This window comes from Paraburkholderia sp. GAS33, assembly GCF_050436645.1.
Taxonomy (GTDB): Bacteria; Pseudomonadota; Gammaproteobacteria; order Burkholderiales; family Burkholderiaceae; genus Paraburkholderia; species Paraburkholderia phenazinium_B.
In genome coordinates this window covers 92,970-114,793 of sequence record NZ_JBNDMP010000010.1, presented here as the reverse complement: position 1 = coordinate 114,793, position 21,824 = coordinate 92,970, and the positions used below count along the sequence as shown (strand labels likewise).

Annotated in this window: 15 protein-coding genes; 10 read left to right on the top strand and 5 right to left on the bottom strand. The window is 62.1% G+C overall.

Going from position 1 to position 21,824, the window contains the following annotated elements; genetic code table 11:
- Positions 1-387: 387 nt before the first annotated feature.
- The 3 genes from P3T24_RS27295 to P3T24_RS27285 all read left to right on the top strand — a co-directional run bounded on the left by P3T24_RS27295 (position 388) and on the right by P3T24_RS27285 (position 6,854).
- Positions 388-2,190, top strand: a complete 1,803-nt coding sequence (locus P3T24_RS27295) for an EAL domain-containing protein (RefSeq protein WP_429439511.1) — start codon at positions 388-390, stop codon at positions 2,188-2,190.
- Positions 2,191-2,808: 618 nt separating this feature from the next.
- Complete coding sequence (bamA, locus tag P3T24_RS27290) at positions 2,809-5,124, top strand: outer membrane protein assembly factor BamA (RefSeq protein ID WP_083611451.1); 2,316 nt, start codon at positions 2,809-2,811, stop codon at positions 5,122-5,124.
- Positions 5,125-5,429: 305 nt separating this feature from the next.
- Entirely contained in the window at positions 5,430-6,854 is a 1,425-nt protein-coding gene (locus P3T24_RS27285; protein ID WP_429439509.1) for a short-chain fatty acid transporter, read from the top strand.
- A 95-nt stretch (positions 6,855-6,949) separates the two neighbouring features.
- Here the strand turns inward: P3T24_RS27285 and P3T24_RS27280 are convergent, their stop codons facing one another.
- From P3T24_RS27280 to P3T24_RS27270, 3 genes are all read right to left on the bottom strand, one after another.
- Positions 6,950-7,294: a hypothetical protein gene (locus tag P3T24_RS27280; RefSeq protein ID WP_083611450.1), complete on the bottom strand. Its 345-nt coding sequence runs from the start codon at positions 7,292-7,294 to the stop codon at positions 6,950-6,952.
- 136 nt (positions 7,295-7,430) lie between these two features.
- A complete protein-coding gene (locus P3T24_RS27275) occupies positions 7,431-9,077 on the bottom strand; it encodes a tannase/feruloyl esterase family alpha/beta hydrolase (RefSeq protein ID WP_429439788.1) in 1,647 nt (548 codons plus the stop codon).
- 71 nt (positions 9,078-9,148) lie between these two features.
- Entirely contained in the window at positions 9,149-10,255 is a 1,107-nt protein-coding gene (locus P3T24_RS27270) for an OpgC domain-containing protein (protein WP_429286246.1), read from the bottom strand.
- A 275-nt stretch (positions 10,256-10,530) separates the two neighbouring features.
- On the opposite strand from P3T24_RS27270, the gene P3T24_RS27265 reads away from it, so the two are divergent.
- The 3 genes from P3T24_RS27265 (at position 10,531) to P3T24_RS27255 (ending at position 15,346) form a co-directional block, all read left to right on the top strand.
- Positions 10,531-12,045, top strand: coding sequence for an ATPase domain-containing protein (locus P3T24_RS27265; RefSeq protein WP_074265370.1), 1,515 nt, complete (start codon positions 10,531-10,533; stop codon positions 12,043-12,045).
- 7 nt (positions 12,046-12,052) lie between these two features.
- Entirely contained in the window at positions 12,053-13,732 is a 1,680-nt protein-coding gene (locus tag P3T24_RS27260) for an ATP-binding protein (RefSeq protein WP_429439506.1), read from the top strand.
- 258 nt (positions 13,733-13,990) lie between these two features.
- Complete coding sequence (locus tag P3T24_RS27255; protein ID WP_429439503.1) at positions 13,991-15,346, top strand: MFS transporter; 1,356 nt, start codon at positions 13,991-13,993, stop codon at positions 15,344-15,346.
- A gap of 98 nt (positions 15,347-15,444) precedes the next feature.
- Here the strand turns inward: P3T24_RS27255 and P3T24_RS27250 are convergent, their stop codons facing one another.
- Positions 15,445-15,954: a dihydrofolate reductase gene (locus P3T24_RS27250; protein WP_429439500.1), complete on the bottom strand. Its 510-nt coding sequence runs from the start codon at positions 15,952-15,954 to the stop codon at positions 15,445-15,447.
- Positions 15,955-16,038: 84 nt separating this feature from the next.
- On the opposite strand from P3T24_RS27250, the gene P3T24_RS27245 reads away from it, so the two are divergent.
- Entirely contained in the window at positions 16,039-16,602 is a 564-nt protein-coding gene (locus P3T24_RS27245; protein ID WP_429439497.1) for a GNAT family N-acetyltransferase, read from the top strand.
- A gap of 207 nt (positions 16,603-16,809) precedes the next feature.
- A complete protein-coding gene (locus P3T24_RS27240; RefSeq protein ID WP_074265365.1) occupies positions 16,810-17,538 on the top strand; it encodes a FadR/GntR family transcriptional regulator in 729 nt (242 codons plus the stop codon).
- 101 nt (positions 17,539-17,639) lie between these two features.
- Here P3T24_RS27240 and P3T24_RS27235 read toward each other — a convergent pair whose 3' ends face one another.
- The gene (locus P3T24_RS27235) at positions 17,640-19,382 is read right to left on the bottom strand and encodes an IlvD/Edd family dehydratase (protein WP_429439494.1); all 1,743 of its coding nucleotides are present in this window, start codon (positions 19,380-19,382) and stop codon (positions 17,640-17,642) included.
- Between the two features lie 347 nt (positions 19,383-19,729).
- Here P3T24_RS27235 and P3T24_RS27230 point away from each other — a divergent pair, with 347 nt between their 5' ends.
- The gene (locus tag P3T24_RS27230; RefSeq protein WP_074265363.1) at positions 19,730-20,827 is read left to right on the top strand and encodes a sugar ABC transporter substrate-binding protein; all 1,098 of its coding nucleotides are present in this window, start codon (positions 19,730-19,732) and stop codon (positions 20,825-20,827) included.
- Positions 20,827-21,816, top strand: coding sequence for an ABC transporter permease (locus P3T24_RS27225; RefSeq protein WP_074265362.1), 990 nt, complete (start codon positions 20,827-20,829; stop codon positions 21,814-21,816). The genes P3T24_RS27230 and P3T24_RS27225 overlap by 1 nt, the downstream gene beginning before the upstream one ends.
- Positions 21,817-21,824: the final 8 nt, after the last annotated feature.

Genomic DNA, 21,824 nt, shown 5'->3' with positions numbered 1-21,824 from the left:
CAACACGACGAGCGAACAGACGGACAATCGACACGGCCGCCGGGAAATTTTGCGCGCCGGCTTGCGTTGTGTTGTGTCGTTACGGCGTAAATGCGGATGGCTAAACAGAAGCCGTTATGATGAGATTTGTGCAGAGCATCATGTTGCGAATCTCGAGGATGAATTTCGAGCGACGCCACGTGCCGCAAGCCGTGACAAATGAATGCTCGCGGCCGCCGGTCGGCTAGAGGCTGAACTCAGCCTGCCTTCCGGTCGCAGGTGTCATGATTCAAATAAATATTGAGAGAGAGGGCGGAAGAGCTATGAACGGGCGCTTACATCCGAGTTTTGTCCCAGGTGCGCACGCCTGGCCTGGCTCGGACAGGCCTACGTGCTGAAGGGGCGGCTATGCACCACGATCGCAAAGCCGCGGCGCCTGTGCAGAACAGCGCACTCGACGCCGCACCCTACGGCGCGTTCATCTATACGGCGGACGGCACCTTCCGCTACGTCAACGCCGCCTTCGAGCAACTGACCGGGTATCGGGCGGAGGAGCTGATCGGCCGCCGCAGTTTCGATTCGTTGCACGACCCGGCGGAACTCGCGCGGCGCCGCAGCGAATTGCCCGGCGTTGGGAACTGGGGCGTGGGCACGCCGGGTTCCGTGTCGCCGGGTTCGTTGATGGCCCCGACCCGCTACGAAAGCGAATGGACCTACATCCGCCGCAACAACACGCGTATGTCGGTCATGCTGGCCGTGTCGCCCTGGCCGGCCGGCGAAACGGTGCCACAACGGCTCCAATCCGCGGACGAACCGCTTGCCTTCGATAGCCGCGCGAAGGACGATTGCGCAAGCTACGTAGGCATGGCCGTCGAGATGACGCGCTACGCCCAGTCCGAAGCCCGCCTCTGGTACGTCTCGCACCATGACGGCGTGACGCGCCTGCCGAACCAGACCCTCTTCACCGAGCGGCTCGATCTGACGCTGGCGCGTTGCCGCCGCGACGGCACGGGCTTTACCGTGCTGCTCGTCGAACTGAACTCCCTGCGCAAGCTGCGCGATGCGCTTGGCTCCTACGCGGCTGAGCTCGTACTGCAAATTGTCGGCGAGCGCCTGCGCGGCCTGATTGCCAACGAGGGCACGATTGCCTCGGTCAGCGGCACGCAATTCGCGCTACTGGTCAACGAGACGGGCGCGGCGGTCGACGCCCTGGCCGCTGCAGCGCTGGCACGCGTTGCCGAGCCGATCGACTGCTCGGGCACGACGATCACGGTGACCGCAAGCATCGGCTGCGCGGCGTATCCGGAACACAGCGCGGAACACGGCGACGATGTGCCGACGCTGATGCGGCGCGCCAACGTCGCGTTGTCCGCGGCGAGCGGCGCGGGCGGCAACGTGATGCGGCGCTTTTCAGCGGCGCTCGAAGGACAGGCCGCGCGCCGCTTCGAACTCGAAACCATGCTGCGCGATGCGCTCGACCGGCAGCAACTGCATCTGGTCTATCAGCCGCAGATCACGCTTGCGACCGGGCGCATCGCCCAGGTCGAGACCCTGTTGCGCTGGAATCATCCGCAACGCGGCCCGATCAGCCCGGTCGAGTTCATCCCGGTCGCGGAGGAGGCGGGTCTGATCGAACGGATCGGCGAATGGGTGATTCGGACCGCCTGCCGCGATGCTGGCAAGCTGTTGCGGCTCACCGGCAGCCTGCCGCGGGTGGCAGTGAATGTGTCGCCCCAGCAGTTCCAGCGGCAGAATCTGCTGGCGACCATCGAAAGCGCGCTGCACGACGCGGCGCTCGATCCGTCCTATCTCGAAGTGGAAATCACCGAAGGCGTCCTGCTCGGCGACACCGAGGAAGCGTTGCGCACGCTGCATGCGCTGCGCAAGCTCGGCGTCGAAGTGGCGGTGGACGATTTCGGTACGGGCTATTCGAGTCTGGCCTATCTGACGCGCTTTCCCCTGAACCGGCTCAAGGTGGACCGCTCGTTCGTCATCCGGATGATGAGCGACCCGCAATGTGCGGCGCTCGTCGGCGCCATCATCGCGATGGCCCACGCGTTAAAGCTCCGCGTCACGGCGGAAGGCGTGGAGACCGAAGAGCAGGCCGAGCGCCTGCGCGAACTGGGTTGTGACGAGGTGCAGGGGTACTGGTTCGCGCGTCCTCTCAGTCTGTCGGCACTGCGCAACCTGCTTGCGCCGCTGGGGGCATGAGTTTTGGCACGCGGTTTCGTCTTTTTCTCGCAACCATCGGACGGCCGGTTCGAGAAATTTTTCGAATCAATCGACAGCCTTGTGCCAAAATGGCGCGCAAATTGGTTTACGATCGGGGCTGCCTGAATATTACGTTTTGCCTTCTGCTGGGGGTGTTCTCCGGCGGCGTCTTCTGGCAAAATTTGCGGTCCGAAACATTCGCCCATGTTGGGTAATCCTCTCCTTCAGGGCGAATCCTTGCGTTAAGAACCGTTCGGTCGGGGGCTACCACCTGGCAGATGTTGCGTCGCATATTTTTCGTGTTATGGTATGCAACTTCTCGAAAATTGGCGGCAGAGCGTAAGTATGACCGCAGGGAATGTATGAATCTGTAATAAGTTGGAAGTAGTCCGCATGTAATCGAAGTAAGTCCCGCAGCCACAAAACCGTTCTATACTCCTGACCTGCTCGGCACGAGAAACAGAGCGTGAAGTGTGCGATGCCGTGCGAAGGTGATACCTCCGGCATCAGACTGCGGTAGACCCAAGAGACATCACCCATCCGCGCCGTGGGCCAGAGATTGGAAAAACAAGCGGCGGCGGTTCCCATGTTGCATTGAAATCTTGTCGCTTATCCTGCATGAAGGTTCAAACACTATCGGCCCGCAGCGCCAGGGCGCTGACATTTATCGGCCTGAGCGTCACAGCAGCCTCGGCCTTTGCCACCGACTCTTTTGTGGTTCGCGACATCCGGCTCGAAGGCTTGCAACGCGTCGAACCGAATACCGTCTTCGCGTACCTGCCCATCAAGCAGGGCGACACTTTCACTGACGACAAGGCCTCGCAGGCCATCCGTGCGCTGTACGCGACGGGCTTCTTCAACGACGTCAAGATTTCGACCGAAGGTAACGTCGTCGTCGTGCAGGTGCAGGAACGTCCGGCAATCGGCACCATCGATTTCTCGGGCCTGCACGAATTCGACAAGGACAACCTGAACAAGGCGCTGAACTCGGTCGGTTTGTCGCTGGGCCGCTATTACGACAAGTCGCTCGTCGACCGCGCCCAGCAGGAACTGAAACGCCAGTACCTGACGCACGGCTACTACGCAGCCGAAGTCACGACCACGGTCACGCCGATCGACCGCGACCGCGTCGGTCTGCTGTTCTCGGTGATCGAAGGTCCGAGCGCGAAGATCCGCCAGGTCAACTTCATCGGTAACAAGGTGTTCAGCGACGGCACGCTGCGCGATGAAATGCAGCAGTCCACGCCTAACTGGTTCTCGTGGTACACGAAGAACGACCTGTACTCGAAAGACAAGCTGACCACCGACCTCGAGAACATCCGCTCGTACTATCTGGATCGCGGCTACCTCGAGTTCAACATTGACTCGACTCAGGTCTCGCTGTCGCCGGACAAGAAGGACATGTACCTCACGCTCACCCTGCATGAGGGCGAGCCGTACACGATTTCGGGCATCCATCTGGCCGGCAATCTGCTGGACCGCGAGGCCGAGCTTTCGAAGCTGGTCAAGATCAAGGCGGGCGACCGTTTCTCGGCTGCCAAGCTGAAGGCTGCCACGAAGGCCGTGGTCGACAAGCTCGGTGAATACGGTTACGCGTTCGCCACGGTGAATGCGCAGCCGCAGATCGACCAGCTGCACCATACCGTCGACCTGACGCTGCAGGTGGATCCGAGCCGCCGCGTCTACGTGCGCCGCATCAACATTATCGGCAACACCCGCACGCGCGACGAAGTCGTGCGCCGCGAAATGCGCCAGCTCGAAAGCTCGTGGTTCGATTCGAGCCGTCTGGCGCTGTCGAAAGACCGGATCAACCGTCTCGGCTACTTCACCGATGTCGATGTGACGACGATACCGGTCGAAGGCACGGCGGACCAGGTGGACGTCGACGTGAAGGTCACGGAAAAGCCGACTGGCTCCGTTACTCTCGGTCTTGGCTACGGTTCCGGCGAAGGCCCGATCATTTCGGCAGGCGTGTCGCAGGACAACGTGTTCGGTTCGGGCACCAGTCTCGCGGTGAACGTGAATACCGCAACGACGTTCCGTACGCTGACAGTCACGCAGGTCGACCCGTACTTTACGGTGGACGGCATCAAGCGTATTACCGACGTCTACTACCGTACCAGCGAGCCGCTGTACTACTCGAACACGACCGACACGAGCTTTCGGATCATCACCGCAGGCGCGGATATGAAGTTCGGCATTCCGTTCTCCGAATCGGACATGGTGTACTTCGGTCTCGGCTTCGAACAGAACCGTCTCGACGTCGACGCCACTACGCCGCAAAGCTATATCGACTACGTGAACGACTTCGGCCGCGTGTCGAACAACGTGCCGCTGACGATCGGCTGGTCGCGCGACAATCGCGACAGCGCGCTGGTGCCGAGCCGCGGTTACTTCACGCAGGCGAACGCCGAATGGGGCTCGCCGATCGGCAGTACGCCTTACTATAAGGCCGACCTGCAGGCACAGTATTACTACTCGTTCGCGCGCGGCTTCGTGCTGGGCCTGAACTTCCAGGGCGGTTATGGTAACGGTCTCGATGGCAAGCCGTTCCCGATTTTCAAGAACTACTACGCCGGCGGTATCGGTTCGGTGCGCGGCTACGAGCCGAGCTCGCTGGGTCCGCGCGATGCGACCACGGGCGATCCGATCGGCGGTTCGAAGATGCTGGTGGGTAACATCGAACTGACGTTCCCGCTGCCGGGCACCGGCTACGATCGCACGCTGCGCGTCTTCACGTTCTTCGACGGCGGTAACGTCTGGGGCGACGAAGGCAGCAGTATCGGCGCGAATGGCCTGCGCTATGCGTATGGTGCGGGTCTCGCGTGGATCTCGCCGATCGGGCCGCTCAAGCTCAGCCTTGGCTTCCCGCTCGTCAAGCACTCCGGCGACCAGTACCAGAAGTTCCAGTTCCAGATCGGGACGGCGTTCTAAGTCTCGCATCAAGTCGCAAAACGAGGGCAGCCGGCGGCTGCCCTCAGTCGTTTACTGTCCCTCGCTGCACCTCTCTGCGCACCTTGCGGGCCATCTGCCTGCACGACACGCCGCCGCCGCGAGCGCCGCGGCGCGTGCTGCCGTCCTCAGAGCAGCAAATATGAAAATCAGGTAGGGTTCTTGCCGCGATTACAGCGCACAGTCGTGCGCGTATGCTGCATTTGCCGGCCCTCGGCGTTCTTCGTTCGAGGCTCGGTTCTTGAGAGATGCCGCTCCGGCGAGACGCGGCGAGAGGAAGAGACATCATGGATAACAACGGAACTGGACCAACCCACCCACACCCCCATCCCAGCGAACGCCGGCGCGGCATCGTAGCCGGGCTCGTCTACGTGTTCGAGCAGGTTATGCCGGACCCGTTCGTCCTGTCAATCGGTCTGACCGTGGTCGTCATTCTGCTGGCGTTCGCCTTTGCGCCGCACGCCACTGTCCCCGTGATCCTGACGTCCTGGTATGGCGGTACCTTCAACATTCTGGGCTTCGCGCTGCAGATGATCCTGATTCTGGCGACGGGTTACGCCATCGCCGAGGCGCCGCTCGTACAACGCGGTCTGCGGGCGATGGCAGCCGGCGTGAGCACACCAGCACGCGCCGCGCTGCTGGTCTTTCCGATCGTCGCGGTGGCCGCATGGTTGAACTGGGGGCTTGGTCTGATCGTCGGCGCGTTGCTGTCGCGCGAAATCGCGAAGCGCGTGAAAGTGGACTTTGCGTGGCTCGTTGCGGGCAGCTATTCGGCCTGGTCGGTCTGTAACAGCGGGCTGTCGAGTTCGATCGCGTTGTCGCAGGCTTCGCATGGCAATGCCTTGAACCTGGTGGAGAAAGCCACCGGACAGGTGATTCCGCTGAGCCAGACTGTGTTCGCCCCGTTCGTCTTCATTCCGACTGTGCTGGTGGTGGTGGTCATGACGGCGATCTTCATCCGGATGCACCCGAAGCCTGAACACGTGGTCGCTTTTAGCGAAACCGCGCCGGAAGCGGGCGCCGCTACGAATGGCAGCGCGCAAGCCCAGGCGGACGCCGATCCGCATGCGCGTGGCGCGTCGCCGACTTCGCTCGCCGCCCGCGCCGAGCGCTCGATGCTGGGCACGCTGATCCTGCTCGTGCTGGGCATCGGTTATCTGGCGATGACCTGGTCTGCGAAGGGCTTCGAACTCGACATCAACACGACGATCCTGATCTTCCTGCTGGTGGGGCTCGCGCTGCAGCGCACTCCCATCGCCTACGCCGATGCGATCCGCCGCGCCGCGCGGCAAACCGGTTCGATGCTGCTGCAATATCCGGTGTACGGCGGCATCATGGGCATCATGACGGGGACGGGCCTCGCATCGACGATTGCCAAGACCTTCGTGGCGATTGCCACACCGGTGACGCTGCCGGTGCTGAGCTATCTGAGTTCGCTGATCATTACGCTGCTGATTCCGAGCGCGGGCGGGCACTGGGCCGTGCAGGGGCCGTTCGTGCTGCCGGCGGCGCTGAGCCTGCATGCATCCGTACCGCGTACCGCGATGGGCGTGGCGATGGCCGAGAACGTCTCCAATATGCTGCAGCCGTTCTGGGCAGTCCCCGTCGTAGCGATTGCGGGGATTCGCATTCAGCGTGTGATGGGCTACACGGCTGTCACCTTTGTGGTGTCGCTGGTGATTTACGGTGTTGCGCTCTGGCTAATTCCGTAAGCGTCGCGATGACGGACGGACTCACTGACGCCACGCGCATGCACGACAACGGTGCGCGTGGCTCGCGGTGAAATTCCGGTGAGATCCAGCGAAACTCAAATGGACGGCGCCACCATCAGAATGGCGATGACTTCACCTGCCGTGGCGATCGCTACAGCCGATTCGACCGGGTTGGTGTTGAGGAACGTCCACAGGTCGATATCGTCGCGGAACTGACTCCAGGTGCCGAAAAAACCCAGCGAGAGTATCAGTCCGAACAGCAGGCTAAAGCCCAGTGTGATGCCTAGCCACTTGTCCTGACTCAGCAGATTGGCGGCGAAGGAAAAGGCAGCGAGACAGACGACCTGGGCGGCCAGAACAATGAGCATGCCGGGATGGTACTGGATGCCTTTATACGTAAACGAGCGCGACAGGCGTGAGCGCTCATAGCGGTTGCCCATGGTCTTTCCTTGCGAGTCCCGGCTCGCCAAACGTGCGGTGGTAATGTTAACGGTACGCCCAAATTCAATGAAGTCAAGGCACACCGGCTAAGGATAAGCGAGTAAGGATACCTACGGAATCCTGTCGCCGGTCCGCTCACGGTTCGGCGCAGGCAAAGCTGCTTGCGCGATTGATATTGCCTTTGCCGACATAGCGCGGAAAGGTCGGATACCGGCAGATCGGACGTGTGCGCCCGTTAGTGGCCAAGGCGATATCCGTCGCCGTCAGTGTCTCCGGCGCCACACCGTGCGTGACCCAATTGTCGAGTGCGCCGAGCAGGTCGACCGACGGAATGAACACACCATTGCCATGCTGGTAACCCGGCACCATGTAGAGGCGCATGAACGCATCGACCTTGTCGTTGCCAAAACGCCTGTTGAGCGCTTCGTAGTACGCAATGGTCTGGTTCGGGCTGATGACTTCGTCCGCGAGGCCCTGCAGCGTGATCAGTTTGCCGCCGTGCGCGATGTAGCGCGACAGGTCGGTGTCCATCGCGCCGATCGTTTCCGAAAGCGCGAACAACTGCTGCCGGTAGCGTCCTGGATGCAGCGGATCGAAGTTCAGCGAATTGAACTTCGCATCCTGAGTGACGAAGTAGCGCACGTAACTGTCGCCCTGGGTGAACATATAGCCGTTGGCAACAAACGTGGGCAGCGGCAGGCGCACGGGGTCATGTCCAAGACCGAGTGCGCTGGTGAAACGCGTGCCCTCGAACACGTTGTAGCCTGCATAGCGATTCGCGTTCCACGCGAGCGGGTAGGGCAGGGACAGGCCATCGGTGAGCACGCGCAGCGTCGCGATCTGCGCTTCCGTCAGACACGCGTCGTTGTTGCCCGATGACGCGACGGGCGTGGACGGCGTGGATGGCGGGCAGCGCAACGAATCAATGATCTCCTGCTCGTGCTGGTGGCATCCCTCCACGTCGCTGACGATGCCGTCGGCGGCGCCGTCGAGTTTGTCGCAAATCTCCAGCGAGCGTTGATAGATGCGCTCGAGCATCGCAGGTGGCAGGTAGCCACCCGGCGTGCCGTACTCGGCGTGCCCGAGCACCACACCGAGCAGGCGCACGCCGGAAAAATTCAGCGCGGGCGAATTGGCGATCACGCCGTCGTAGTCGTCGGCAAAACGCTGCATGACCGTGTAGCCTTCGCGGCCGCCGGTCGAGCCGCCCGCAAAGTACATCTTCTCGGGCGGCCGGCCGTACGCACGCTTGATGAGTTCAAGCACGGCATCGTGGGTTTTCTTCAGATGCGCGTAACCGAAATTGATCACAGCTTCGTTGACGAGGCCGAAGTTGGCGAGCGCGGAATTGCCGGTGTGACCGGAGTCGTCGCCGAAGGTCGCATAGCCTTCCGCGAGCGGCGCATGATCCGGCGAGAACGGCATCACGCCGGTGCCGCTCACCACCACGCCGTCATATCCGCCGCCGCCGATCTGCAGTGCGCGGCCGTTCCAGTTGACCGGCAAGTTCAGGTCGAAATGGATATCGGGCGTGTTTGCGTCGAGGGCCAGGATGCTGCCGGTGATCCGGCAGAATTCGCCGCTCTGGTTGCCCGAGGCGGTGGCGGGAATCATGACGGCGCTGTCGATCCGCGCGCCGCGGGTGGGTAAGGCGATCACCTGGGCAGGCAGCGTGCTGCTGGCGAGCGCTGTGCATTGTGCGGCGAGTGCGCCTCTGGACGACAAGGCGGCGGCATCGAGAGGCCTGAAGAGAAGAAGCATCGCGCAGAGCAGCACGGCCATCGCGTACGGCGCCTTGACGATTGCGGCGCGGATGGTTCTGGCGACGCATACGGTCCTTGCCACCGCCGCGCTCATCTGCACCCTGCGCCGGTCACGGCGGGGCGCGACGAATCACCTTTCCAGCCGCTCCAGCCGCGTGCGATGACGAGCATCGCGGTGATCGCAACGAGGTCGCCGCTGAGCGCTACGAGCTCGCCAGTGAGGCCGCGAAAGGCATGCGGCGTAGCCGTATCGACGATCAGGGACACCAGCGTGCCGGTCACGAAACAGACGAGACCGGTGCGCCCGACACGTACTACGGCCGGCAAGCGTTCCGCAATCCACGCGATGCTGCCGAGGCGCACCAGGCGGGTAGTCAGCCACAGAATGGCGAGAAAGTTGATCACGCGATCCACCGAGAGATTCTGTTTATACGTGCCGGGCAGCGGCTGCGTCAGCACGAAGAGTTTGACCACGGCGAAGGCAAGCACCGCGGCGAGGCCGGCACGTACCAGCCAGCGCGCCGTGTTCGACGCATGGAAGGCTTCGCTCAACGGATGCAGGCGGCACACGATGCCGAGTACGAACATCAGTTGCCATGCAAACGGATTGAAAGCCCAATCGATCACGTCGTCAATACTGAAGAACGCCGCCAGCGGCCGCGCCGCGGCCCACACGGCCACGCTCAGCAGCAATGCCGTGACAGCCGAACGCCGCGCGAGCGGCACGATGAGCGGCACGCACAACGCGAACATCACGTACATCGGCAAGACACTCGATAGGTACGGCTGGCGTCGCAACACGAGGATATCGAACGCTTCGCGCAGAGGATGACTGGCGAACGGCGGCCAACCGGTCAGCGCGACCATCGGCGGGTTCAGGTGAGACACCGCCAGCAGCGCGCCGGACAGCAGCGTCAATACGGCGGTCAGCAGATACGCGCGGTAAATCTCCCAGCAGCGTTTGACAAAGCGCATCTGCGCGGCCCCTGGACCACGACGTGTCAGCACCGCCGTATAGGCCGCGGCCGACGCATAGCCGCCAAGAAACACGAACACCTCGGCCGAGTCGCAAAACGCGTAGGCGTGCAGCATCAGATGCGACAGCGCGCTGCCGGGAATGTGATCCAGCACGATGACGATCAGCACGATCCCGCGGAAAAAGTCCACTTCGATCGAGCGTCCGCTTCCTGATTCCATGGAGTTCCCTGGGGAGAGAGGCCGGCTGGAACAGCTGGGTTCTCGCTTGTAAGAAACACCTTAGGAAGGATCGTTCCCGGTCACAGGCAGCGCCGTGCCTAATGGATTCACAACACTGAATTTGCCTTTTCGGAGCGGGGGTTACAGGGCTGGCCGGCGCGGTTGGCCCGCAATTTGCTCGGTTTGTCGCGCCGGCCGGCGGAATGAGCGCCTTTGCTGAGGCTCGCCCGGGCGGCACATGTTCAATAATCACGTCAGACCATGACGTCACAACCATGACGCAGAATAAGGCTAACGAGCGCGCTGCGCGATTATCTTCAGGGATCGAAGGGATCGACGACATCCTCGGCGGTGGCTTGACGCCGCATCGGATGTACCTCGTGGAGGGCGCGCCGGGGACGGGCAAAACCACCCTGGCGTTGCAATTTTTACTGAAAGGCACCGCTGAGGGGCAGAGAGGTCTCTACATCACGCTGTCCGAGACGAAGTCGGAACTGATCTCGGTCGCGGCCAGCCACGGCTGGGATGTCAGCCAGTTCAAGATCGTCGAACTGCTCTCCGACGAGGGGCTCGATCCGCGCTACGAACAGACCGTCCTGCAGCCCGCTGAAGTCGAGCTGGGCGAGACCGTGCGCGACGTCATCCAGCAGGTGGATGAACTCAAGCCCGTGCGTATCGTGCTGGACAGTTTGTCGGAATTGCGGCTGCTGTCGCAGAACCCGCTGCGCTACCGCCGCCAGATTCTGGCGTTGAAGCGCTATCTGGCCACCCGCGAATGCACGGTGCTGCTGCTCGACGACAACACGGCGGAGCCTGGCGATCTGCAATTGCATAGCATCGCGCATGGCGTGATCAGTCTGGACAGCATGGCGCACGACTACGGCGGCAACCGGCGCCGTCTGCGGATCGCCAAGATGCGCGGCATCAAGTTTCGCGAGGGCTATCACGACTTCTCGCTCGATACCGGCGGCATCAAGGTCTATCCGCGTCTGGTCGCGGCCGAGCACCATGCGAAGTTCGATTCGCATGCGCTCAGCACCGGCAGCGAGCGCTTGAACACGCTGCTCGGCGGCGGCCTGATTCCGGGCACCAGCGCGCTCATGATCGGGCCGTCGGGCGTCGGCAAGACCACGACGGTGGTGTCGTGCCTGATCGCGGCGCTCAAGCGCGGCGAGCGCTGTGTCTACTACCTGTTCGACGAGACGCTCAGCACGCTGTTGCTACGCTGCTCGAATCTCGGCATGGACCTGCAACCGCATATCGATGCAGGACTGTTGCACGTGCGCCAGATCGATCCGGCGGAACTCTCGCCAGGAGAATTTGCGGCGGACGTGCGCGATGCTGTCGAGAACCGCAACATGAAGTACGTCGCGATCGACAGTCTCAATGCCTATCTGCAAGCCATGCCGGGCGAGCGCTATCTGCTGCTGCAGATGCACGAGCTGCTCGGTTATCTAAACCAGAAGGGCGCCATCACGCTGCTGGTGCTGGGTCAGCACGGCATCATCGGCGAAGTGCAGAACGATATCGACATCAGTTACCTCAGCGACGTAGTGGTGTTGTTCCGCTACTTCGAGCACGGTGGCGAGGTGTTGACCGCGATCGCCGCGGTCAAGAGCCGTGCGAATGCGCACGAACGCTCGATTCGCCAGTTCCGCCTCGGCGCCGACGGCGTCGAGATAGGCGAGGCACTGCGCGACTTCGACGGCGTACTGACCGGCTTGCCTTCCTACAAGGGCGGCACTGCCTTGTTGTCCACTACGGAAAATGTTATCGCTCGTGCCGGCTAATCCATCCATGGAGCGTCGCGTCCTGATTCTGGCCCCGTTCGGCCGCGATGCCGACGTGATTTCCGAGTTGCTTACCCGGGACGGCCGCTCTTGCGTCCAGTGTGCCGACGCGCAGGCGCTGACGGCCGAGTTGGGCAACGGGGCGGCCACGGCGCTGATCACCGAAGAGGCGCTCGGCGGTGAGCAGGCCGCCGCGCTGTTCGACTGGCTGGAAAGCCAGCCCGCATGGTCCGACTTCCCGATCATCCTGCTCGCCAGCAACCGTGTGTCGCGGCGTTCGGCGCAAAGCCTCGAGGTGCTCGAGCGGCTTGGCAATGTGGTCGTGCTGGAGCGGCCCCTGAACTCCGAAACGCTGCGCCGGGCCGTGACTTCGTCGTTGCGTGCGCGTATCCGGCAGTACGATTCGCGCCGGCATCTCGACGAGTCGCGCCGGCATCTTGCACAACGCATCGAAGCCCAGGAAGCCCTGGTTCAGCTCAATGACTCGCTGGAAAGCAGGATTGCGGCGCGCACGCACGAGCTTGCGTCTGCGAACAACCGTCTGATGAAGGAGATTCACGAGCGTGCCAAGGTGCAGGCCGTGCTGGTCCAGTCGCAGAAGATGGAAGCGTTAGGTCAACTGACCGGTGGCATCGCGCACGACTTCAATAACCTGCTCAACGTCATCATGGTCAACGCGGAATTGATCGCGCGCGTGAGCGCCGATGAGCGCGTACGCACCATGGCCGCGACCGCGAAACGCGCCACCGAGCGCGGCGCGAAACTGACGGGCCAGTTGCTGACGTTCTCGCGCACGAGTAACTTCGATCTGAAAGCGGTGGATGTGGTGGCCTTGCTGCATGGCATGCGCGACATCATCACGGTCTCGCTAGGCTCGACGATCCAGTTCACCACTCACTTCGACGCCGAGGAGTTCTGGACCGAAGCGGATGCCAATCAGCTCGAACTGGCCATTCTCAACCTCGCCATCAATGCGCGCGATGCGATGCCGGGCGGTGGCAAACTCGATGTGCAGGTCGGTCTGCGCACGGCGCCGGATCCCACGCTCGCGGACGGGCACTACGTCGTCGCCGAGTTCCGCGATACCGGTATGGGCATTCCGGTAGACGTCATTTCACGCGTGTTCGATCCGTTCTTCACCACCAAGCCGATCGGCAAAGGTACCGGGCTCGGTTTGAGCCAGGTGTATGGGATTGCTCGCCAGGCCGGCGGCACGGCGCGTATCGAGAGCGAACCAGGACGGGGCACGACGGTGCAGCTATGGCTGCCATTGCGCGAGCGTGTCGTGTCGGAGTCCGAAGCAGTCTCTGCGGTCGAGCAGAAAGTGGAGGGCATCAAGCGGATTCTGGTCGTCGAGGACGACAACGAGGTCCGTGGCATGCTCGTCGACTCGCTCAAGATGCTCGGCTATGTGGTTACCGAGGCGCCGGACGGCAGGGCGGGTCTCGGGCGGCTCGCGAGCGACAAGCCCGATCTGCTGATGGTCGACTTTGCGATGCCAGGGATGAATGGCATCGATGTGATTTCCGCGGCGCGCAAGGTGCGAGATGACCTTCCTGTCATTCTCGCGACAGGATATGCCGACGTCGATATTTCGCGTCTGGCGGTAAGGCGCTGCAGTATTTTGCGCAAACCGTTCCAACTCGACGAACTGGCGCGAACGGTGCGGCTCAGTCTGATCGGATAACGCGGCGCCGGCGGCAACCGTTGCGGCCTTTGTGGCCAGCGCATTAGGGTTTCCTCTGCCTGCTTAATTGTGTGCCGGTGTGCGATTGTGCTGGGTGGCGCCGATCGATGCGGTCGACGCCGGTTGCATCGGGACGTGCGTTCGGCAAAACAGAATTCCCTTTGCCGGTGCCGATCGGGCGACTACCCTTTGGCTACCTGGGCGGATTGCCGCTCAAGCGTCGGTGATCCGCATCGAGTTTCGTGAAGGGGAGCATTCATGGAGATTGAGACCCGTACTCTGGCGCGCGTGACGGCGCGGCTAGTACCGTTTCTGGTCGTCTGTTATTTCGTCGCTTATCTGGATCGCGTCAACGTCGGTTTTGCCGCGCTTCAAATGAACAAGGATCTGGGCCTGTCCTCAAGCGCATTTGGCTTCGGCGCCGGGATCTTTTTCATTGCCTACTTTTTCTTCGAAGTGCCGTCGAACCTGTTGCTGGAGAAATTCGGTGCGCGGCGCTGGATTGCGCGGATCATGTTCACGTGGGGCATCCTTGCCGGCGCGATGGCGTTCATACCGGACCTTTCCAGATACACCGGCATGTCCCCCGCTCACGTGTTCTACACGCTGCGCGTCCTGCTTGGCATCGCCGAGGCCGGGTTTTTCCCAGGCATCATCTTTTTGCTGACGCTGTGGTTTCCCGCCATGTATCGCGCCCGCGTGGTCGGCTATTTCATGGCGGCAATTCCGCTGTCCACGGTGATTGGCTCGCCGATTTCCGGCGCCTTGCTCGGTCTCAATGGCATGGGCGGTATGGCAGGGTGGCAGTGGGTGTATCTGCTCGAGGCGGCGCCCGCTTTGGTGCTGTCGATCGTGGTGTTCTTCTATCTGACCGACCAGCCCGCCAAGGCTACCTGGCTCAAAGACGAGGAGCGCGACTGGCTCGTCACGCGGCTTGCTCAGGAGCGCTCCAAGCGCGAGGCCGTGCGCAGTTTCAGCGTGCGCGAAGCGTTATTCAACCCGCGCGTGCTGGCAATCGCGCTGATCTATTTTGGTGCAAACGCAACCAATTACGGTCTGAGCTTTTTCTTGCCGCAGATCGTCAAGGCGTTTGGCCTCACGAACCTGCAGACGGGCTTTGTGACCTCGCTGCCCTATGTGGTCGGCGTGATCAGCATGATCTTCTGGGGGCGGCGTTCGGATCGCAAACTCGAACGCAAGTGGCACGTGGCGATTGCGCTGCTGGTGGCCGCGGGTGGGATCGGCGCGGCAGCTGGGCTGGATAACCCGGTGTTGAAGATGGCCGCGCTGTCGGTTGCCGGCTTCGGCATTTTTGGTTGCCTGCCGATCATCTGGACGCTGCCGGCGGCGTTTCTGTCCGGCGCAGCGGCTGCGGCTGGCATTGCTACGGTGAACTCGCTGGGCAATCTGGCGGGTTTCTTCGGACCGTATGCGATGGGCTGGATCAAGGATAGTACGGGTGGCTTTGGCGCGGGCCTGCTGTGTCTGTCCGGTGCCGGGCTGGTGGGCGTAGCAGCAGTGCTGCTGCTGCATCACGACACGGCGCTGGAGCACGAGCCGGGAACGCTAGCCACACCTTCGGCTGCGGGGAATGAGGCTGGGCATCACGTCTAGCAGGGTTTGACAAGCGGCTGCGCAGGCACCTCGCTCGGCTCAGGTGCCTGACGCAGGCACCTGAACTGGCAGGTTGATGCTTCGATCCGGCGCCTTGATCAGGTGCCTTGATCCGCGTTACGGCACGTGCGCTGATAGGTCAGGAACGTATACGCCGGTTCGGCGCTGACTTCCACCCGCTCGATGCATTCGAAGTCGGCCGGCAACTCTGGAAACACCGCGTCGCCGACCGGCTCTACTGCGACTTCCGTCAGGTAGAGCGTGTCCGCATAGGGCAAGAACAGCTTGTAGATCTGTTCGCCACCCGCAATGAAAATTTCCGTGCGTGCATCGTCCGCGATGATCCTGGCTGCTTCATCGAGCGAGCGGCACGTCGACACGCGCTCGGCCTCGATCACCTGCGAGCCGATCACAAGCACATCGCGCTTCGGAAGCGGCCGGCCGATCGACTCATAGGTGCGCCTGCCCATCACCACCAGATGTCCTTCGGTCAGTTCGCGAAAGCGCCGCTGTTCTCCGGGCGCCTTCCATGGAATATCGTTGGCCGCGCCGATTACCCGATTCGTTGCCATTGCCGCCACCATCGAAATTCGCTTTCCGTTGAGCATGGTTATTTTCCGTCATCTGGACAGGGCTTCATTCTAGCGGCCGCGTCGTGCTAAGTTGTGAGCACTATTCATACGGGAGTGCCGATGGAATACCGCGTTGAGCTATTGACCGAGCGTCTGCATCTGCGCCGCGCCAGAAAAGGCGATGCGGCCGTGCTGTTTCGCAACTACACCGGCAGTCAGGCTTGTTCGCGCTTCCTGCAACGCCGCGCCGACCCCGACGCTGCTCGCACCCAGTCCATGCTGAGTAACTGGTGCGATGCGGCCTGGAAGCGGGACGATGAGGCGTCGTTCGCATGGGTCATCAGCACACGCGCAGAGGAAGAGGCGGTTGGCCTCTTTGTCGTCATTCCGCATGGACACAAGACCGAGATCCATTACGGAATCGGCGAGCGTTTCTGGGGGCAGGGACTGGTGGCCGAGGCGGGGCGTGCTGCGTTGTCCGCGCTCTGGCGAAACCCGGCCACCCAGCGCATCTGGACGGTTTGCGATCCTGAGAACACGGGGTCGAGGCGCGTGCTCGAAAAACTTGGTTTGCAGTGCGAAGGCACGTTGAAGAAATGGCTGGTGCTCCCCGCGTTCGGCGAAGAAGCGAGGGATTGCCTTGTCTTCTCCACGACTTCGCGCCCCGCAGGCGCGCCGGCGTAAGACCACGCATCCGGGCCGGCAGCCAGAAGTCGTCTGAAGCCTGATCTGCGGCGTAAATGCGGTCTGCCTGCGTGTTATGCTTGGATGCGCCCCGCACACGCTACCGGCAATCCCGCGCGATGCGCCATGGCTACGGGGCAGGAGTCGTCTCACGCGCTGCATCGGCCGCGCCACGATCAAAACAAGCACGGCCCACTTTCTCTTCATATGGATTATCGTCATCTGCAACAACGCAAGAGCCTGCATGGCCGCATCGTGCAGGAACTCGGCATCTTTATCGTCAGCGGCAAGGTTCAGCCGGGACAGCGCTTGCCTGCCGAAGCCGAGTTGTGCGAACGCTATGGCGTGAGCCGCCCGGTGCTGCGCGAGGCAACGCGCGTGCTGGTGGCCAAGGGACTGGTGGTGTCGAAGCCGCGCGTGGGCAGCGTCGTGAGGCCACGTGAAGAATGGCACATGCTCGACCCCGACGTGCTGTACTGGACACTGAGCAGCGTGCCCGAAGGCGAGTTCTTCCGCTCACTGCTGACCGTGCGCCGCGTCATCGAGCCGGCCGCGGCCGCACTCGCTGCGACTGCAGCAACCAGCGAAGATCTGGCCCGTATCGCTTCCGCTTACGACAGCATGGAGCACGCGCCAACCGCCAACGCGTTGCTCGAACCGGACCTCGAGTTTCATCGCGCCATCATGGCGGCCACGCACAACGACCTGCTTGCGCATATCGGCAATATGCTGTCGCTCGCGCTCTCGGAGTCGATCAAGCTGACAAGCCGTCATCCGGACACGCATGCGCTGTCATTGCCGCGGCATAAGGCGATTCTCACGGCGATCCAGAGCCGTGATCCGCTCGGCGCGCGGCAGGCGAGCCTCGTTCAACTCGAGAATGCGAGTGCAGATGCCGAGAGCATCCTCGAAGTGGGACGTGGGCACGCAGCCTGAATCTGCAGACGGCTTTCCCGCTAACACACTTTAGGCTTGCGACGCGGCCGCTCCTGGCACCGCGCGCATCAGCGCACCTTCGCGTCCACCCGCGTGCATGCTCAATGCGAATGCCGCGGCACTTCCGCACCCCGGCATCCCACCAGGAAGTCGAAGTCGCATCCCTGGTCCGCCTGCAATACGTGTTCGACGTACAGGTTCCGGTAGCCACTTGCATCGGCGGAGACCGGTTGTTTGGCCTGCTTCCATTCGTCGAGGCGCGCCGCCAGTTCTGCGTCGCTCACATCCAGGTGTAGACGGCCGCCGTGACAGTCCATTTCGATCCAGTCGCCGTCTCGCACCACGGCGAGTGGACCGCCGGCACGCGCCTCGGGCGCCACGTGCAACACCACCGTGCCGTAGGCCGTCCCGCTCATGCGGGCATCGGACAGACGCACCATGTCCGTGACGCCTTGCGCGAGCAGCTTTGGCGGCAAGCCCATGTTGCCCACTTCGGCCATGCCCGGATAACCCTTCGGCCCGCAATTCTTCATCACGAGCACGGAGTCTGCGGTCACGTCGAGGTCGGGGTCGCCGATGCGTGCCTTGTAGTCTTCGAAATTTTCGAACACAACGGCGCGGCCGCGGTGCTTGAGCAGGGCCGGCGTAGCGGCGGACGGCTTCAGCACCGCGCCGTTCGGCGCGAGATTGCCGCGTAGCACGCAGAGTCCGCCGTCGGCGACGAGAGGTTTGTCCAGAGGACGGATCACTTCGTCGTTATAGAGCGGCGCGTCTTTGCAGTTGTCCCACAAGGTCTTGCCGTTGGCGGTTAGCGCGGTGGGATGCGGCAGCAGGCTCGCCTCGCCGAGGCGCCGTATGACCGCGGGCAGACCGCCTGCGTAATAGAACTCCTCCATCAGGAAGCGACCCGATGGCTGCAGATCGACGAGCGTCGGCGTGCCGCGGCCCATGCGGGTCCAGTCGTCGAGTTCGAGGTTCACACCGATACGCCCAGCAATCGCCTTCAGATGGATCGCCGCATTGGTCGAGCCGCCGATCGCCGCGTTCACTCGAATCGCGTTCTCAAACGCTTCACGCGTTAGCAGTTTCGACAGACGCAGGTCTTCAAGCGCCATCTCCACGATACGCATGCCCGACATATGAGCGAGCACGTAGCGGCGTGCGTCCACGGCAGGAATCGCAGCGTTGTGCGGCAACGTGACACCAAGCGCTTCGGCCATGCACGCCATCGTCGATGCGGTGCCCATCGTATTGCAGGTGCCCGCCGAGCGTGACATGCCGGCTTCCGCAGACATGAACTCATGCAGAGAGATCTTGCCCGCCTTGACCTGCTCGCTCAGTTGCCACACGACGGTGCCAGAGCCGATATCGCGCCCGTGGTGTTTACCGTTGAGCATCGGCCCACCGGTTACCGCAATGGCGGGCACATCGCAGCTGGACGCGCCCATCAGAAGCGCGGGGGTGGTCTTGTCGCAGCCGACCAGCAGAACCACCGCATCGATCGGATTGCCGCGAATCGACTCTTCCACGTCCATGCTCGCGAGGTTGCGCGTAAACATGGCAGTGGGCCGCAGGTTCGACTCGCCGTTCGAGAAGACCGGAAACTCGACGGGAAAGCCGCCCGCTTCGAACACCCCGCGCTTCACATGTTCTGCAAGCTTGCGGAAGTGTGCGTTGCACGGCGTCAGTTCGGACCACGTATTGCAGATGCCGATGATCGGCTTGCCTTGAAACTCGTGATCGGGAATCCCCTGGTTTTTCATCCAGCTGCGGTACATGAAGCCGTTCTTGTCGGCTGTGCCGAACCATTGGGCTGAACGTAGCGTGCGTTTGGCTTCCGTCATGGGGCTGTCTCCGTAGTCTTTGATGATAGTAATACTATTCCCGCCGCATGGAGTATCGGTGTCTACCTGGCGTTCAGGATGCGCAAACTTTGGGTTTAAGGCGAGCACGAAGTGCCGGCCATTGTTTAGTACAGCGCATGCCGGGGAATAGTCCGACTAGTTAAGGGTATACATCGATTATGGGGTGCAGGCACGTGATATAGCATTTTCCGTGGACCTTGATGCGGAACCTTAAGCGCTTGAGCAAGCGGGTTTCGTTGTACGTGGTAGTGCCCGGCAAAGGCGCTTTCCCGGCCGGCGTCGTCATGAACAGTGCGTGTTGAACAACTGAGAGACGGGAGACTGATATGGCCGAGGAGCGGGAAGACCAGAAGGGTGAAGCACGGGACGAAGTAATACAGACCACGCGACGTGGTTTGCTGCAAGGCGCGGGGCTGGCAGCAGCGATGGCAATGCTTGGCGGTGTATCGACGCCGGCATTCGCAGCTGAAGGGTCGCCGTTCCCTTCGCACAAGAAGTGGAAGATTGTCTTCGTTAATCACGTTACAACCAATCCGTTCTTCGTACCGACCCAGTACGGTATTGAGGACGCCTGTGGATTGTTGGGAATGGATTATCAGTGGACGGGTTCCGCCAACGCCGACGTCGGCGAGATGGTCAATGCGATGAACGCAGCGATTGCCGCCAAGGCCGATGCTATCGCGGTGCCGATCGTCGATCCGAAGGCGTTCGATGGTCCGATCCAGAAAGCGCTGGATGCCGGCATTCCGGTGTTCGCCTACAACGCGGATGCGCCACGCGGCAGCACCAATCCACGCCTCGCGTACATTGGCCAGGACCTGTACCTGTCGGGTTATCAGATGGGCGAGCGCATCGCCAGCCTGGTCGACAGCGGCACTGTCGCACTCTTTATCGCCACGCCAGGGCAGCTGAACATCCAGCCCCGGCTGGACGGTGCATCGGATGCGATCAAGAAGTCCGGCAAGAAGATCGACGTGCAGACGATTGCAACGGGCGCTACGGTCAACGAAGAACTCTCGAAGATCAAGTCGTTCTATCTTGGACACCAGGATGTGAAGGGCATGTTCGCGGTCGACGCGGGCAGCACGCAAGGTGTGGCCGAGGTGATGAAGGAATCGAATCTGCCGGCCAAGGGTGTGCATGGCGGTGGCTTCGATCTTTTGCCGCGCACGGTGCAGCTGATTCACGACGGCTTCCTCGACTTCACGATTGATCAGCAGCCCTACGTGCAAGGCTTTTATACCGTGGTGGAAGCGTTCACGTTCCTCGCCTCGGGTGGCCTCGTCGGACCGGCCAACGTCAACTCCGGCCTGAAGTTCGTCACCAAGGGCACGGTCGATCCGTACCTGAACACCGAAACGCGTTACGAAGGCAAGAGCACCAAGCCGCAAATCGTGCCGCATAGCGGTGGGATCAAGTCGTAATGTCATCTGTGACAGACGCGACGAAATCCAGTGGTCGCGCCAGGCGCTGGCCTGGCGCGATAGGACGCTCCAGCGAGATTCGCATTCTGGCGGTCGCGCTGATTCTGGCCGCCTACTTCGAGATCGCGAATCACGACTTTCTGCTGACCAGCGCGAGCCTCGAGAACCTGTCGCAGTTCATCGCGCCGGTGGCGATTATCGCGTGCGGCGAAATCATGTTGATGATTGGCGGCGAGATCGATCTCTCTGCCGGCATGGTGTTCGCCTTTGCACCGTTCATCATGCACTTCGTGCACGAGGCGGGGGCGCCGACGTGGATCGCGTTGATCGTGGGCGTGGCGGCCGCCGGGGTGGTAGGGCTTATCAACGGTGCCGTCACGGTCTATCTGCGCATTCCCTCGTTCGTGACGACGCTTGGCACGCTGTTCTTCATCAACGGTCTCACGCTGACGATCTCGCGCGGCACACCGGTGTCCACGCCGGAAGGCGAAGGCTTCGCCTCCTTCATGGGCGCCTGGGGGTACAGCGAGATCATCTGGACCGTTGGGATCGCGATGATCATGCATGTGCTATTGCGCAACACGCGCTGGGGCTTGCATACGATTGCGTCCGGAGCGAATCCATTAGGTTCGAGCGAAGCGGGTATCAACGTGAAGCGGCTGAAGCTCGGCAACTTCATTATCGCGGCGGTGCTGGCCGGCTTTACCGGGATTCTCGAAGGCTTTCGCATCACCTCGATCGATCCGCAGGCCGGCGGCAACCAGATCATGTTCCTCGCGGTGGCTGCGGCGGTGATCGGCGGGACGCCGCTCGCGGGTGGGTCGGGTACGATCATCGGCGGCCTGATCGGCGCAGCGGTGCTGGGCATTCTGAACGACGGCTTCACGCTGATCGGCATCAACGCCTTCACCTTCAACATGATTCTTGGCGCTGCGATTCTCGGCGCGATGATCTTCAACATCCACGTCGTGCGTCTCGCGCGTAAGTAAGGGAGAGT

Excerpts from the sequence above, each read along its gene's own strand:
- P3T24_RS27295 (WP_429439511.1), top strand. The coding sequence starts at position 388 with ATGCACCACGATCGCAAAGCCGCGGCGCCTGTGCAGAACAGCGCACTC.
- bamA (WP_083611451.1), top strand. The coding sequence starts at position 2,809 with ATGAAGGTTCAAACACTATCGGCCCGCAGCGCCAGGGCGCTGACATTT.
- P3T24_RS27285 (WP_429439509.1), top strand. The coding sequence starts at position 5,430 with ATGGATAACAACGGAACTGGACCAACCCACCCACACCCCCATCCCAGC.
- P3T24_RS27280 (WP_083611450.1), bottom strand. The coding sequence starts at position 7,294 with ATGGGCAACCGCTATGAGCGCTCACGCCTGTCGCGCTCGTTTACGTAT.
- P3T24_RS27275 (WP_429439788.1), bottom strand. The coding sequence starts at position 9,077 with ATGGCCGTGCTGCTCTGCGCGATGCTTCTTCTCTTCAGGCCTCTCGAT.
- P3T24_RS27270 (WP_429286246.1), bottom strand. The coding sequence starts at position 10,255 with ATGGAATCAGGAAGCGGACGCTCGATCGAAGTGGACTTTTTCCGCGGG.
- P3T24_RS27265 (WP_074265370.1), top strand. The coding sequence starts at position 10,531 with ATGACGCAGAATAAGGCTAACGAGCGCGCTGCGCGATTATCTTCAGGG.
- P3T24_RS27260 (WP_429439506.1), top strand. The coding sequence starts at position 12,053 with ATGGAGCGTCGCGTCCTGATTCTGGCCCCGTTCGGCCGCGATGCCGAC.
- P3T24_RS27255 (WP_429439503.1), top strand. The coding sequence starts at position 13,991 with ATGGAGATTGAGACCCGTACTCTGGCGCGCGTGACGGCGCGGCTAGTA.
- P3T24_RS27250 (WP_429439500.1), bottom strand. The coding sequence starts at position 15,954 with ATGCTCAACGGAAAGCGAATTTCGATGGTGGCGGCAATGGCAACGAAT.
- P3T24_RS27245 (WP_429439497.1), top strand. The coding sequence starts at position 16,039 with ATGGAATACCGCGTTGAGCTATTGACCGAGCGTCTGCATCTGCGCCGC.
- P3T24_RS27240 (WP_074265365.1), top strand. The coding sequence starts at position 16,810 with ATGGATTATCGTCATCTGCAACAACGCAAGAGCCTGCATGGCCGCATC.
- P3T24_RS27235 (WP_429439494.1), bottom strand. The coding sequence starts at position 19,382 with ATGACGGAAGCCAAACGCACGCTACGTTCAGCCCAATGGTTCGGCACA.
- P3T24_RS27230 (WP_074265363.1), top strand. The coding sequence starts at position 19,730 with ATGGCCGAGGAGCGGGAAGACCAGAAGGGTGAAGCACGGGACGAAGTA.
- P3T24_RS27225 (WP_074265362.1), top strand. The coding sequence starts at position 20,827 with ATGTCATCTGTGACAGACGCGACGAAATCCAGTGGTCGCGCCAGGCGC.